This window comes from Granulosicoccus sp. 3-233, assembly GCF_052681095.1.
In genome coordinates this window covers 217,007-230,487 of record NZ_JBQYLE010000009.1, presented here as the reverse complement: position 1 = coordinate 230,487, position 13,481 = coordinate 217,007, and the positions used below count along the sequence as shown (strand labels likewise).

Sequence of the window (13,481 nt, the reverse complement as noted above, 5' to 3'; positions counted from 1 at the left end):
CGAGTCTGCTCAACCGCCAAACAGATCCATGAAGTGTTCCTTGTTGGCCCGATCATCCCTGAGCGCAGCGGCTGGATCAAACGGCATCAGGCTGATGTTGTCGCGTGATGGGAAGCCCTCTGGCACGGCGGTATCCGGGTGTGCCGGCAGGTATCCCATGTCGGAAGCCAGTTGCTGGCCTTCTTCCGAGAGCAGAAATTCCACGAAGGCCCGAGCCGCTTCCGGGTTTCGTGCCGTGCTGAGTATGGCGACCGGTTCGGTTACCGCCGAGACGCCTTCTTCGGGAAAGACAAAGCTCACCGGAGCCCCATCGGCCTGATTGCGGATAGGCAGAAAATCGACCACGAATCCATACAGTTTGTCGCCACCGGCAACCGCCTTGTAGACACCTCCATTGCCACCGTCCGCCAGAGCCTTCTGATCGGCCAGGCCGGCATAGTAGTCCCAACCCAGATCCGGGTTACCGGTCAGGGTGGCCATGTGGATGGTCGCCGCACCGGATGTCAGTGGCGATGGCATGGCGATCTGGCCCTGTGCTTCGGTCTTGAGCAGATCTTTCCAGCTGGTGGGTTTCATGGGGGCGGCATCATTGACGATGATGCCGGTCGTGATGAGTTTGGTGGAGAACCAGTGATCCTGCTCATCCATCAGGGAGGCATCGTAGGCAGATGTATCGAGTTCCGGAAAAGCCATCAGGTGACCGTCGGCTTCCAGTGATTCCATGTTGACGCTGTCGGCGATCAGCAGCACGTCGGGCCGTGGGTCCCCGGCAGCAATTTCCGAGCGCAATTTGGCCATGACCTTCGTTGTTCCGTCACGAAACCATTCAACCTCGACATCGGGATAGCTGGCCGTGAAGGCATCCACGGTTGCCTGAGCATCCGCATTGGGTTGGGATGTGTAGAGGACCAGCTTGCCATTGGGTGCTGCCAGCGCACTGGTTGCAGACAGGGACGTAGCGAGCGCTGTGGCAAGAGATACCGCGGCAAGTGACAGGCGATGGTGACTGGACATGGAGTGGTCTGGTTGCAGGTGGTGAAAATTGACGCTGCATGATCGATGATCAAGGTGACAGGTATGTGTCAGCGTCGGGAAGGCGGTAGACGATAACATTGACAGAACCTTCATGGACGGTGCCGCCTGGTAAAAATGGGCCTGAGCTCGTCCTGAGACATTACCCCGCCAGTGGGTGTTCAGATGACCTCGCTTGGCAAGGCGCCTCGGGATTTGCATTCGCGCAACACGAAATTGCTGCGCGTTTCTCGGACCAGTCCGGTGGCCAGCAGTCGCTTCATCAGAAACCGTTCCAGGCCGGCAGGCGAATGGGCAACCACCTTCAGCATGAAATCATGGTCGCCGGTGATGGAGCAGCATTCGATGATCTGTTCACTGGTCTCGACGATGTGCAGAAAATCGCGCACGCTCTGTTCGCCGTGATCCTTCAGTGCGATATGAATATAGGCCATGGCCTGCAATCCCATGGCACGTGAATCGAGCACTGCCTGGTAGCCCAGGATGACCCCCTGGTCCTGCAGGTGCCTGACTCGACGCCAGCACTGGGTCGACGAGCTGTTCACACGATCGGCAAGATCCTGCATCGATTGCTTGCCGTCCTTCTGCAGCTCGGCCAGGATCGATTTGTCCAGAGTGTCCATTGTCAATCGTTGCCAATTGGTTGAGATGAAGGTCAAACGTACCGCGAATCGAGCACCTTCGGTACGTTTATTTCTCGAATGCCCGATCATTGAAATGAAAGCGACAATATCAGTTGAAAACAGGGTTGGCACGAAATGAGTTTTCATTACTTGGGGACCATACTGTGATGAAGGAGGATTCATCATGAAAAAGACAAGTCAGTACGTTGCCAAGGTTCCCGATGCATCGGGGCATATCGACTATTCACCGGAGGAGAACGCGGTCTGGGCCGACCTGTATGCCGCTCAAGCCAGCCAAGTCAGGCAGTATTGTGCCAATGAATATCTGCAGGGGCTGAGCAAGGTCGGCCTGAGCAAGGACCGTGTGCCTTCCTGTGCCGACGTCAGCGACACCCTTCACGAGTTGACAGGCTGGACCGTCGAACCGGTACCAGCCTTGATCGGCTTTCAGCGTTTCTTCAGCATGCTGGCCAATCGCACCTTTCCCGCGGCATCCTTCATTCGTGATCGAAAAGATTTCGATTACATCGAAGAGCCCGATATCTTCCACGAATTGTTCGGACATACACCCCTTCTGGCCGATCAGCGGTTTGCGGACTTTTCGGAATGCATCGGCAAGGCCGGCATGCGCGCCAGGCCGGAAGATTATGCCTGGCTGATTCGACTCTACTGGTTCACCATCGAATTCGGTCTGACCCGTGAGAGTGGTCAATACAAGGCACTCGGCTCTGGGCTGGCTTCATCGCCGACCGAGCTGGTTTACAGTGTCGAGAGTGGGACACCCGAGCGACGGCCGTTCGACATCATCGATATCCTGCGAACCCCGTATCGCATCGATATTCATCAGCCGATCTATTTCGTGCTGGAGCATGCCGACGAATTGTTTGCCGCAGGCGAACGCGATCTGTTGGCAGATATCCAGACAGCTCGCCAGCTCGGCCTGCACGCACCTGCCTATCCGCCCATTGTAAAATCTGCCTAGAGAATCTCATGTCAAACAAGAAGCTGTCCAATCAACATTGCAAGCCCTGCCATGGTGAGGTGCCTGCACTTTCGGCCAGTCAGATCACCGAGCTGGTCGCTGGTATCGATCCTCAATGGGCAGTCAGCGAGGCTGGTGATGCCCTGGTCCGGCGCTTCATCTTCAAGGGCTTTGCCAAGGCGGCCTATCTGGCCAATCTGTGTGCCTGGCTGGCTGACAAGGAAGGTCATCACCCGGATATCGCTTTCGGTTGGGGCTATTGCGAAGTGACCCTGACAACCCATGATCTGGGCGGTCTGTCGGAGAACGACTTCATCTGGGCTGCTCGTCTGGATGCCTTGCTGGAGTGACCCTCGGATGTGGTAGACGCTCTGTGCTCTCCGTTAGGTGAATAGCCGTTTCTGCGATAGGCTAAGAGGTCTGATCGATACGGGCATCCGGCTGCGAGCCGCTTCAGTTCGAAAGGCAAGAAGTCCGTCGTTGCCCGTTCGGTCCTGTCCACGCAGCGAGAGACTTCGATATGCCAGGAAAAACGACGGAAAAGGCGCCCCTCTCGACGGCGGAAATTGGTGCTCTGGCGCATCTGTATCGAGGTGAGATGTATCGCAGCAAGATCTGGCGTACACGTCTGGACATGACCACCAACTGGGCAGTGGTCACGACCGGCATCGCTCTGTCGGTGACATTCAGCAGTCGCGAGGCATCGCCACTGCCCATTGTTCTCGTGTCCCTGTTGCTTGGAGTTTTCCTGGTCTTCGAGGGGCGTCGGTACCGATTCTTCGATATCTGGCGTACTCGAGTGCGCGTGTTCGAAAATCATTTCTATGGGCCCATCCTGCGGGGCAAGGGGGTCAATACCGACAACGGCTGGAATGAGGTCATGGCTAATGACTATGAAACCCTGCATTTCCATATCAGCTTGCCGGAGGCCATGGGACGCCGTCTGCGGCGCAATTACAGCTGGATCTTCGGAATTCAGGCAATCAGCTATGGTGGCAAGCTTGCAATACACCCGGTGCCTCTGGCGTCGCTGGATGAATTGTGGGTTCGTGCAGCAGTGGGCCCCATCGATGGCCGTCTTGTGCTGCTGGCTGGCGCTGTCTGGTACCTGGCGCTCATTACACTGGCCTTGGCTACCTTGCGAGGACAGAAGGCCGTGGGGCGCGCCCTGGCGCAGGAGCATCGCAATGGCGATCGCATGCGCACGCTGGCCAAGTGACCATGCTGGTCAAGTGACAAGGTGTCTTACCCGTTCCAGCGAGAAGTCCGTCAGCTCTCCTGGAGGTCGGCATCCCGGAAGTGGCTGAGTGCCTGACAGTGCAGAGTCGGAAGCTTTATGATGGGGTGGGTATTCCGACTTTGACGGACAGGCAAGATGCAGATAAAGAAGCTCGACCATGTCAACGTACGTACCGCGCAGCTGGAGCGGATGATTGACTGGTATACGGACGTTCTCGGTATGCGGTCGGGAAAACGACCGGATTTTCCGTTTCCCGGTGCGTGGATGTATGCAGCTGATTCACCGGTGGTACATCTTGTCGGGGTCGATGGAGAAGCGGGTGTCGGTTCGGAAACGACGTTGAAGCTGGAGCATTTCGCGTTTTCGGCCTCGGATGCCGGACGCTTCGAAGCCCATCTGCAGTCCAGGGGCATACGTTATGAACGTGCTGAAGTGCCATCTGCCAATCTTGTTCAGTACAATGTATGGGATCCGGATGGCAATCATGTTCATGTGGATTTCCCGGCCGACGAATGATCCGGCTGCAAGGGGCTTGCGGGGTCGTGCGCAAGCGGCTGCCGCTCGACAGGCCGACCAGCGACTGCGCCTGCCTGATTTCTCTCGAGGTGAGTAATAGTGTGGAAATACATGGCCGGCGGGCTGATCATGCTTGTCGGGTCCGGAGCCTACTGGTGGCAGGCTGGCGAGTCCGTACGCGTGGTGGACACCCTGACGGTGGAACGCGGCCGCATCGACTCGCAATTGCAATTGACCGGCAAGGTGATCAATGACCGTACGGTAACGCTGACCGCATTGCTGGATGGCGAAATCATGGCCATTCGTGCGCGCGAAGGTGACGTTGTCAAGGCTGGCACTGTATTGGCCGAGCTCGATAGCAGGCAGGCTCGCGCGCTGCTGGACAAGGCCAGAGCCGAAGTCGTGCTGCAACAGCAGGCTGTCGATGCTGCCACGCGCAACTTCGAGCGCACCAGTCGCCTGTTCGGTGTTGGTGATGCATCCGAGCAGGCACAGGATGACAGTCTTGACAAGAAACTGGCCGCGGAGGCGTCGCTGCAGGCAGCACAGGCAACACTGACACTCAATCAGTTACGATTTGACAATGCCCTGATCAGATCCCCGTTTGACGGCACGGTGATTCAACAGAGTGCGGAAACCGGGCAATGGCTGGAGGCAGGTCAACCCCTGTTCACCGTGGTGGCAACCGAGGGCATCGTGATCGAGGCACCGGTCAGTGCCAGCGATTGGCCGAAATTGAGTATAGGGCAGTCTGTCGAGTTGTCGCTGGAAGCCAGTGCAGAGGCAAGCTGGCACAGTGAGGTCAGCTGGATTGCACCAACGGTCGTCGAGAACGAGTCGGAGGGGCAGGTTGTGGCGGTGCGTTTTCCCCCCGGTGATGATGCACCGGATCTGTTGCTGGGACAGGAGGTGGACGTGGATCTGTCACTGAAGCATCTGGAAGATGCCCTGGTCGTACCCTTTCAGGTGTTGAGCGAACTGCCATCCGGAGCGTTCACGGCGTTCGTGCTGGAAGAGGGTAAGGCCGCGTTGCGGCATATCGAACCGGGGCTGTCCAACCTGAACGAGGTTGCCGTGGTCAGTGGTCTGGCAGAGGGCGAACAGATCATCATTCCTGATGGCGGGATCATTGAAGATGGGCAGACGGTGAGGTTGGCCCAATGACCACTGCTCGTCGCGAGCATGGCCTGGTCACGGGGCGCAGCGACCGGTGGATATCGTGATCAATCTGTCACGTGTCTGCAAATCATTCAGAACCGGCAATGTCACCGTCGATGTTCTGCACGGTATCGATTTGCAGATAGAAGCCGGTGAGTTCGTTGCCATCATGGGACCATCCGGCTCGGGCAAGAGTACTTTGCTGAATCTGATCGCCTGTCTGGATGTGATCGATGAGGGTGAATATCGATTTTCAGGGCAACTGGTCAGCACGCTGGATAGCGACGGGCTTGCACAACTGAGGCGACAGCGCATCGGATTTGTTTTCCAGAATTTCAACCTGATCCCGCAGTTCAGCGCGTTGCGAAATGTCGAATTACCACTGATCTATGCCGGGGTGAGCCGCAGGGAACGGCGTGACAGGGCGTTGGCCAGGCTGCAGGGCGTCGGTCTGGGTGAACGTGTATCTCACCGGCCGGTGGAGTTATCGGGTGGTCAGCAGCAACGCGTTGCCATTGCGCGAGCTCTGGTCAATCAACCGGATGTGATCATCGCCGATGAGCCGACCGGTAGCCTGGACAGCGAAACGGGGCTGGAGATCATGGATCTGTTCTGCCAGTTGCATGCTCAGGGCAAGACCATTGTCATGGTGACTCATGAGCAGGAGATTGCAGAATATGCAGCTCGCACCATTCGTCTGAAGGACGGACGAATACTGGACGATCGTCAAAGCCGTCGTACGCGAGAGTCTCTGGTCGCGTCTTCCGACAAGCGTGACGGGGAAAACAGATCATGAATCGTTTTCTGGACAGCCTGCGACAGGCCATGGATGCCTTGTTCGATCACAAGCTGCGTACAGCCTTGAGCGTACTGGGCATCACCATCGGCATAGCTGCGGTGATGGCCGTCAGTACCATCAGCAAGGGAGGAAACCATGTCATCTATTCCGAACTGGAGACCTTCGGCCTCAACTCCGTCTGGGTATATCGTGACTGGCACAATGAGAATCATGGTCGCACACAGCGCAGTGGCAGCGGAATCGTTGCGCGGGATTTTCTCAGTCTGCAACCACAGAAGCAGGAGCTGGGCATACGCCACATGACACCCATCGTTTACCCTCCGAATCGCTGGCAGGCCAGTCAGGCTCGACGGAACAGTGATGCGCAGGTGCTGGGTGTCGGCCGTGACTATCCGGCCATCGTCAATGACGAGTTGCTCAGTGGCAGGCTGTTTACAGCACTGGATATCAGGGAACGTCGTCCGGTCGCGCTGTTGGCCCCTACCATCGTGGAACGGGTACTGGACGGCAGCCGGGATGCCGTTGGCCAGAGTGTGCGCATCAATGGGCGCAGGTTTCTCGTCATCGGCGTGCTGGCCACGAAGAGCCGGGATTTTCTGTCCAGCATCGGTTCGGCTGGTGGGCAGAATGCGAACGACCGTGTCATCGTTCCCTATACGACATTGCAGGCCATGACCGGCAGCAAGGATATCGGCACGTTGCAGTTGGAAGTCGAGCGTTTCGATGACGCTGCGGCGGTAGCCGAGCGCGTCAAGCAACGCCTGCTTCAGCGTCATCCGGATGGTTTTCGCTACAGCTCGGAAACCATGGCAAGCTACATCGTTACCACCAACCGGATTCTGGGTGGGGTTGCTGTCATCGGCATTGTCGCTGCCTCCATATCATTGCTGGTGGGCGGCATGGGCATCATGAACATGATGGGTACTTCGGTTCTGGAGCGAACCCGTGAGATCGGTGTCAGGAAAGCCATCGGCGCTACCGAGAGAGATATCCTGTTGCAGTTTCTGCTTGAAGCCGGGTTGATCAGCATCACCGGTGGAGTACTTGGTCTGCTGATCGGCGGTCTGGCCAGTGTCGCTCTGGCGCTGATGACCGGGTTTCCGGTGATGCCATCGCTGGTGAGTATCGTTGGTGCATTGGTGACGTCGATTCTCGTGGGTGTGCTGTCCGGTTATCTGCCGGCTCGCAGGGCGGCCAGGATGAAGCCGGTGCAGGCATTGCAGACCAGCTAGCGCCGCTGCATCTGAAAGATCGGACGGGCTTGTATCCCGTCTGACACATCCGGCTGTACACACGATCAAGGCACGCCTGCCGATCAGGCGTGCATGCTCAACGCCCCTTCCAGACGGGTTCGCGCTTCTCGGCGAAGGCGCGAGCACCTTCCAGCTGGTCTTCCGAAGCATACAGACGGTCGACGGTGGCGAATTGCCGACGGGTGACACGGTTCATGGCGTCCTGGAATTTCATCGATTCGGCTTCGCGAACGATTTCCTTGATGGCAGCCTGCACCAGGGGTGGTCCATTTGCCAGCGTGCGGGCCAGATCCCAGATACAGGGTTGGAGCTCTGCCAGCGTCGTGACCTGACGCAGCAGGCCCCAGCGCAAGGCCTCTTCTGCATCGAACCAGCGTCCGGTCAGCAGCAGGTCCATGGCGACATGGTAGGGAATGCGTTTTGGCAGCTTGATGGAGGCGGCATCGGCGACCGTTCCCGAGCGGATCTCCGGCAGGGCGAAGGTCGCCGTGTCAGCGGCAACGATCAGATCGCAGGACAGGGCCAGCTCCAGCCCACCGCCACAGCAGATACCGTTGACGGCACAGATTACCGGCTTGTTGATGTGCGGCAGTTCCTGCAGCCCCCCGAACCCACCGACCCCGTAGTCACCGTCGACGGCGTCACCGTCTGCGGCGGCCTTGAGGTCCCAGCCCGGACAGAAAAATCGATCACCTTCTGCACGAAGTATGGCCACCCGACAACTGTCGTCATCACGAAAGTCGCGGAAGGTTTCACCCATGATGCGGCTGGTGGCCAGATCGATGGCATTGGCCTTGGGTCGATCGAGCGTGATTTCGAGTATGGCGCCTTCGCGACGCGTACGAATGGGATTCATCTAGATTCTCCTTCGGATAACGGCATCGACCGCGATGGCCCCTCTGGTGCGCAGGATCAGTGGGTTGACTTCGATATCGACCCATTCCGGCTCATTCATGGCAAGTGTCTGCAAGCGCAGCACCGTATCGATCGCGGCATTCACATCGGCGCGGGCTCTGCCTCGATACCCGTCGAGCAGGGGCCACAGGCGCAAGGCCTGCAGGGCCGATGCCACCTCGGTTGCCGTGACCGGTGCGATCAGCGTGACGGTGTCTTCCAGCAGTTCGGCTGCGGTGCCTCCCGATCCCACCGTTACCGTCAGGCCGTACGGTCTCGCCCGACGAAATCCGACAAACAGTTCGGCAACGGCGTCAGTCACCATCTCTTCGAGCAGATAGCCCGTGGCCCCCGGCATCTCCACCTGATCGTCGATGCAAGCCAGCCCGAGGCGGACTGCATCTGCCTCACTCTTGTGCAGGAAACCCAGGCCCTTGAGCACCAGGGGAGCTGACAGGCTCTCAGCCTGTTCCTGCAGCGCGGCGAGGGTCGTGGCAGTGACGAATCGCGGCACGTTCACACCATGAACCTTCAGCAGTGTCTTCGCCTGAGCTTCGTCGAGCAACTGCAACTGCGCCTGCGCCCGCTGATGCTCTCGGTTGCCGGATGCTGTGTCTGCCTGGTGATGAGCTGTCTGACAGGCTATCGGTCGCCAGCCCGTGGAGCCTGCTGGTGTGGACGCAGCAGCTACTGCGCGAATGGCGCACTCGAGACCGAACAGCGGCACCATGCCGCGATCGATCATGGATCTGGCACGCGCTTCGCCAAAGTTCTCAGGCAGAGAAGCCACTGGAAAGGCGGGTATGTCCAGCTGCCTCGATGCAACCTCCATGGCCGTCAGGGCCGGTTCGAAGGACGTCGGATCGCAGCGGTCGGTTCGTGGTATGTCGATGACGAAGAGACCGGCATCGTACTCTGTCAGCATGGCCTGGAAAACACGAGCGCTGGCATCCGCATCTCCCCATAGAAACGTCTGGTAATCCAGCGGATTGGCAATCGTCACCTGCGAGCCGAGTTCGTTCGACAGGTTTTCACACTGCAAGGACGTCGGTGGAGGAAGTTCAAGGACACCGTCCGCCAGATCGGCCAGTAGCGCCGCTTCACCACCAGAGCAGGTCACGGCGCAGAAACGTCGGGCAGAGAGTGGGCCGTGCACATGCAGTATCTTCAGGGTTTCTACCAGCGCATCCAGGGTTGTCACCTCGGCGATACCTGCCTGAGCCAGAAAGGCTCGGGAAGCCACGTTGTCACCGGCCAGTGCGGCGGTATGGGTGGCAGCCGCCGCTGCGCCTGTCTGCGTCCGTCCGCTGCGCAGGGCCACGAGTCCCGTGTTCCTGGCTCGGGCACGCTCGGCAACGGCCGTTAAGGCCACAGGGTCGTCGATTCCTTCGATGTAGAAGCCCAATGCGCTGATGCGAGCATCGTCGAGCAGTTCATCGAGCAGGTCCGCCAGTTTCATCTGTGCCGCATTGCCGAGACAGATGATCATGGCCACTGGCAGCCCGCGAGCCTGCATACTCAGATTGATGGCGACATTGGATGACTGACAGACAATGGCCACGCCTTGATCCAGGCGGTAACCGCCGTGCTGATCGGGCCAGAGCAGGGCACCATCGAGGTAATTGATGAAGCCATAGCAGTTGGGTCCGAGCAGGGCCATGTCACCAGCCGCTGCGAGCAGCTTGTCCTGCAGAGTGAATTCCGCTCGCTCGGACCAGCCGGATGCAAAGCAGACGGCGCCGCCGGCATTCATGTTCGACAGCGCCTGAACGCAGTCGATGGTGGCGTGCCGATTCACGCCGATGAAGGTGGCATCCGGGGATTCGGGTAACTGATCCAACGAGGGCAGGCAGGCAAGTCCTGCAATCTTCTTGCGAGTCGGGTGGATCGGGTATATCGAACCGGTGAAACCGATACCGAGAAGTTGTTCGATCACGTTCTGCGCCCAGTGGCCTCCGAGTACGGCAACCGAGCGTGGACGAAGCAACCGGTTCAGATGAGTCATCAACGGGCTCTCAGGCACCCAGGGGGCGTAGAAGTTCTCGTGAAATGATGTGCCTCTGGATCTCTGAGGTACCATCCCAGATACGTTCCACACGAGCATCGCGCCAGAAGCGCTCGATGGGCAGATCGTCCATCAGACCGGCACCGCCGAAGATCTGCAGCGTCGCATCGGTGACTCGACCCAGCATCTCCGAGGCATACAACTTGGCAGAGGCAATTTCCCGATTGGCAGGCAGGCTCTGATCCAGTCGCCAGGCGGCAGAGAGAGTCAAGCAGTCGGCAGCATCGATCTCGGTGATCATGTCGGCGAGTTGAAATCCGATACCCTGAAAACGTCCGATTGGCTGTCCGAACTGTCGACGTTCCGCAGCATATTCCAGACCCAGGTCGAAGCAGCGGCGGGCTCGACCGACAGCCATGGCCGCCACGGTGATTCGCGTGGCGGATAGCCATTCGTTCATCACGGCAAACCCGCCATCGACATCACCAAGCACCTGTTCCTCAGGCAGTCGGCAATTGTCGAACTCGAGCACAGAGTTGGCATAACCGTGATGGCTGACAGACTGGTATCCATCGCGAATCTCGAATCCCGGCGTACCCCGGTCGACGAGGAATGTGGTGATACGCTTCTTCGGTCCGTGCGGTGTATCATCTTCGCCTGTGGCCACGAAGACGATGACGAAATCAGCGTGTTCGGCACCGGATATGAAATGCTTGCTGCCATTCAGCACCCAGTCTCCGCCCTGGCGATGTGCGCGGCAGCTCATCGAACGAATATCCGATCCGGCGCCAGGTTCGGTCATGGCCAGTGCATCTGACTTTTCACCGCGAACCGCTGGCAGCAGATAGCGCTCGATCTGGGTACCACTGCAGGCCATCAGAATATTCTGCGGGCGTCCGAAAAAATGAGTCAGTGCCATCGAGCCACGGCCCAGTTCACGTTCCACCAGGGCAACATCGACATGAGACAGCCCGGCACCGCCTACAGACTCCGGAAAATTGCAGGCATAAAAGCCCATGTCGAGGGTCTTGTCGCGAATGGCCCTGGCAAGCTCCGGTCTGACGCAGCCGGTCTTCTCGACCTCCGCCTCGAAAGGATAGATCTCCTGCTCCACGAAGCTGCGTACCGTGGAGACGATCATCGCCTGTTCTTCACTCAGACCGAAGTTCATGAAGGCGCTCTCTGGTGAGCCTGGGCAAGAGATGTCAGGCGTTGTTCGATCACTGAATCGGGGTCGCAGGAGCGGCGCGTTTCGAGACTGACATGCAACAGGAACTGTTCGCAGGTGGACAGTGTCTGTCCGTCCGAGACGCGATGCATAGCGTGCTGTAGTTTGAGCTTCCTGCCGCGGGACAGGACAACCCGGGTGTGTACCGCAATCTGCTCGGATGCCCGTGTTTCTTCCAGATAACGAATGTTGTTTTCCACGGTGAACCAGCTCAGGCCACCGGCAACATAGGCAGCATCGCAACCGACCTGCAACAGCACTGCATCGGCGGCATCGGAGAACACCTGTCCATAGCGGCTCTCGTTCATGTGTTGGTTGTAATCGGTCCAGTCCACAGGGATGGAGCGGTGAACGGTGAGCAGGTAGCTGCCGATGTCTTTGTCGCGTTTGTGATCATTGGCCACTGATACGCCCTGTCTGGACGGCGGCGAAGTCGTCAGAGGCGGCAGGCTTGATTCGTGGTTGCTGATCAACACACCTGCTGCAGCTCCCTGACCCTTCAGGGCTCGCAGTATGGCCACCAGATTGTCGTCGCGCAGCTGTTCGAGTTCGCGAATACTGCGTTGACCCGACTGTTCATCGGATTGTGCGGCAATCCTCGCGATGAGATCATCTGACAACTCTGGCACATCGGTCAGCCTGGTCCAGGGCCATTGCAGACAGGGGCCGAACTGCTTGACAAAGTGGGCCATACCGCCTTCACCGCCGGCAATCCGGTAGGTTTCGAACAGGCCCATTTGCGCCCAGCGAAGGCCGAAGCCATAGCGGATCGCATCATCGATCTCTCGGGTACTGGCATATCCGTCGCGTACCAGCCAGAGTGATTCTCGCCAGACCGCTTCCAGCAAGCGATCGGCGATATGCGCATCGTTTTCGCGGCGCAGCGTCAACGGATACATGCCGATGCTCTGCAGTATTGTCGACGCCTTGACATTGCTTGCGCTATCGCCCCCTGCCAATTCGACCAATGGCAGCAGATAAACGGGGTTGAATGGGTGGGCAACCAGAATGCGCTCAGGGTGTGCGGCACCGTCGCCGAGCTCGCTGGGGCGAAAGCCGGAGGTCGAGGAGGCAATCGGCAGATCTGCTGCGCTCACCGCCTCGATGGCGTCCCTTACTGCGTGTTTCAGTTCCAGCCGTTCGGGTACACTCTCCTGCACCCACTGGACGCCGTCCAGGGCGGCTTCCAGAGTTTCGCAGTGGTGTATGTCGGCTTCCTCGGGAAGAACGCGTTCATACAACATTGGCAGGGTACGACGAGCATTGGCCATGACCGCGCTCAACTGTCTTGCCGCATCAGGTGCCGGGTCATACACATTGACCTGCCAGCCGTTCAGCGCGAATCGGGCGGCCCAGCCGCCACCGATGACGCCGCCACCGACAATCGCAACCCGGCGTTTTCCGGGAATGTGTGAATTGTCCGTCGCGAATGCGTTCTGCGTGGATGTTCCCGGTACAGATGTACCTGGTGTGGATGTTCCCGGTGCGAATGTACCTGCTGCGGATGTTCCCGGTGCGGATGTACCTGGTGCGGATGTACCTGGTGTGGATGTACCTGGTGTGGATGTACCCGGTGTGGATGTACCCGGTGTGGATGTTCCCGGTGCGGATGAGCCCGGCGTGAACTTGCGCAGACGGTCTTCCTTTGAGTTGGTCTCGTTCATGCCTGTCGAGCTCGATGCCTTCGATGGTGAATCCCCGGGCAGAGTCTGATGTCCCGGTAGGGTACGACCGCCAGCGACGCGGATTGC

General features: G+C 58.7%; 13 protein-coding genes. 7 read left to right on the top strand and 6 right to left on the bottom strand.

Annotated features, from left to right (window positions below; translation table 11 throughout):
- Positions 1-9: 9 nt before the first annotated feature.
- Both ACUNV4_RS22005 and ACUNV4_RS22000 read right to left on the bottom strand, forming a co-directional pair.
- Positions 10-1,014 carry an ABC transporter substrate-binding protein gene (locus ACUNV4_RS22005; protein WP_430880779.1) on the bottom strand — a complete coding sequence of 335 codons (1,005 nt, stop codon included), beginning with the start codon at positions 1,012-1,014 and terminating at the stop codon, positions 10-12.
- A 179-nt stretch (positions 1,015-1,193) separates the two neighbouring features.
- A complete protein-coding gene (locus tag ACUNV4_RS22000) occupies positions 1,194-1,655 on the bottom strand; it encodes an Lrp/AsnC family transcriptional regulator (RefSeq protein ID WP_430880778.1) in 462 nt (153 codons plus the stop codon).
- Between the two features lie 184 nt (positions 1,656-1,839).
- On the opposite strand from ACUNV4_RS22000, the gene phhA reads away from it, so the two are divergent.
- From phhA to ACUNV4_RS21965, 7 genes are all read left to right on the top strand, one after another.
- On the top strand, positions 1,840-2,637 hold the full coding sequence (gene phhA, locus ACUNV4_RS21995) for a phenylalanine 4-monooxygenase (RefSeq protein ID WP_430880777.1): 798 nt from the start codon (positions 1,840-1,842) through the stop codon (positions 2,635-2,637).
- An 8-nt stretch (positions 2,638-2,645) separates the two neighbouring features.
- Entirely contained in the window at positions 2,646-2,987 is a 342-nt protein-coding gene (locus ACUNV4_RS21990) for a 4a-hydroxytetrahydrobiopterin dehydratase (RefSeq protein WP_430880776.1), read from the top strand.
- 170 nt (positions 2,988-3,157) lie between these two features.
- Complete coding sequence (locus tag ACUNV4_RS21985) at positions 3,158-3,856, top strand: DUF2270 domain-containing protein (RefSeq protein WP_430880775.1); 699 nt, start codon at positions 3,158-3,160, stop codon at positions 3,854-3,856.
- A gap of 156 nt (positions 3,857-4,012) precedes the next feature.
- A complete protein-coding gene (locus ACUNV4_RS21980; RefSeq protein WP_430880774.1) occupies positions 4,013-4,393 on the top strand; it encodes a VOC family protein in 381 nt (126 codons plus the stop codon).
- A 111-nt stretch (positions 4,394-4,504) separates the two neighbouring features.
- Positions 4,505-5,557 (top strand): efflux RND transporter periplasmic adaptor subunit, encoded by a 1,053-nt coding sequence (locus tag ACUNV4_RS21975; RefSeq protein ID WP_430880773.1) that lies wholly within the window; start codon positions 4,505-4,507, stop codon positions 5,555-5,557.
- 46 nt (positions 5,558-5,603) lie between these two features.
- Positions 5,604-6,347 (top strand): ABC transporter ATP-binding protein, encoded by a 744-nt coding sequence (locus ACUNV4_RS21970; RefSeq protein ID WP_430880772.1) that lies wholly within the window; start codon positions 5,604-5,606, stop codon positions 6,345-6,347.
- Positions 6,344-7,582, top strand: a complete 1,239-nt coding sequence (locus ACUNV4_RS21965; protein ID WP_430880771.1) for an ABC transporter permease — start codon at positions 6,344-6,346, stop codon at positions 7,580-7,582. Before ACUNV4_RS21970 ends, ACUNV4_RS21965 begins: the two co-directional genes overlap by 4 nt.
- A gap of 97 nt (positions 7,583-7,679) precedes the next feature.
- Here ACUNV4_RS21965 and ACUNV4_RS21960 read toward each other — a convergent pair whose 3' ends face one another.
- From ACUNV4_RS21960 to ACUNV4_RS21945, 4 genes are read right to left on the bottom strand one after another with little or no spacing between them, the layout of a single operon-like run.
- Positions 7,680-8,459 (bottom strand): carnitinyl-CoA dehydratase, encoded by a 780-nt coding sequence (locus tag ACUNV4_RS21960; protein WP_430880770.1) that lies wholly within the window; start codon positions 8,457-8,459, stop codon positions 7,680-7,682.
- The gene (locus ACUNV4_RS21955; protein ID WP_430880769.1) at positions 8,460-10,502 is read right to left on the bottom strand and encodes an acetate--CoA ligase family protein; all 2,043 of its coding nucleotides are present in this window, start codon (positions 10,500-10,502) and stop codon (positions 8,460-8,462) included.
- Between the two features lie 10 nt (positions 10,503-10,512).
- Positions 10,513-11,673, bottom strand: coding sequence for an acyl-CoA dehydrogenase family protein (locus tag ACUNV4_RS21950; RefSeq protein ID WP_430880768.1), 1,161 nt, complete (start codon positions 11,671-11,673; stop codon positions 10,513-10,515).
- Positions 11,670-13,394, bottom strand: coding sequence for a carnitine 3-dehydrogenase (locus ACUNV4_RS21945; RefSeq protein ID WP_430880767.1), 1,725 nt, complete (start codon positions 13,392-13,394; stop codon positions 11,670-11,672). The genes ACUNV4_RS21950 and ACUNV4_RS21945 overlap by 4 nt, the downstream gene beginning before the upstream one ends.
- Positions 13,395-13,481 lie beyond the last annotated feature (87 nt).

Coding starts and splice junctions, on each gene's coding strand:
- ACUNV4_RS22005 (WP_430880779.1), bottom strand. CDS start 1,014: ATGTCCAGTCACCATCGCCTGTCACTTGCCGCGGTATCTCTTGCCACA.
- ACUNV4_RS22000 (WP_430880778.1), bottom strand. CDS start 1,655: ATGGACACTCTGGACAAATCGATCCTGGCCGAGCTGCAGAAGGACGGC.
- phhA (WP_430880777.1), top strand. CDS start 1,840: ATGAAAAAGACAAGTCAGTACGTTGCCAAGGTTCCCGATGCATCGGGG.
- ACUNV4_RS21990 (WP_430880776.1), top strand. CDS start 2,646: ATGTCAAACAAGAAGCTGTCCAATCAACATTGCAAGCCCTGCCATGGT.
- ACUNV4_RS21985 (WP_430880775.1), top strand. CDS start 3,158: ATGCCAGGAAAAACGACGGAAAAGGCGCCCCTCTCGACGGCGGAAATT.
- ACUNV4_RS21980 (WP_430880774.1), top strand. CDS start 4,013: ATGCAGATAAAGAAGCTCGACCATGTCAACGTACGTACCGCGCAGCTG.
- ACUNV4_RS21975 (WP_430880773.1), top strand. CDS start 4,505: ATGGCCGGCGGGCTGATCATGCTTGTCGGGTCCGGAGCCTACTGGTGG.
- ACUNV4_RS21965 (WP_430880771.1), top strand. CDS start 6,344: ATGAATCGTTTTCTGGACAGCCTGCGACAGGCCATGGATGCCTTGTTC.
- ACUNV4_RS21960 (WP_430880770.1), bottom strand. CDS start 8,459: ATGAATCCCATTCGTACGCGTCGCGAAGGCGCCATACTCGAAATCACG.
- ACUNV4_RS21955 (WP_430880769.1), bottom strand. CDS start 10,502: ATGACTCATCTGAACCGGTTGCTTCGTCCACGCTCGGTTGCCGTACTC.
- ACUNV4_RS21950 (WP_430880768.1), bottom strand. CDS start 11,673: ATGAACTTCGGTCTGAGTGAAGAACAGGCGATGATCGTCTCCACGGTA.
- ACUNV4_RS21945 (WP_430880767.1), bottom strand. CDS start 13,394: ATGAACGAGACCAACTCAAAGGAAGACCGTCTGCGCAAGTTCACGCCG.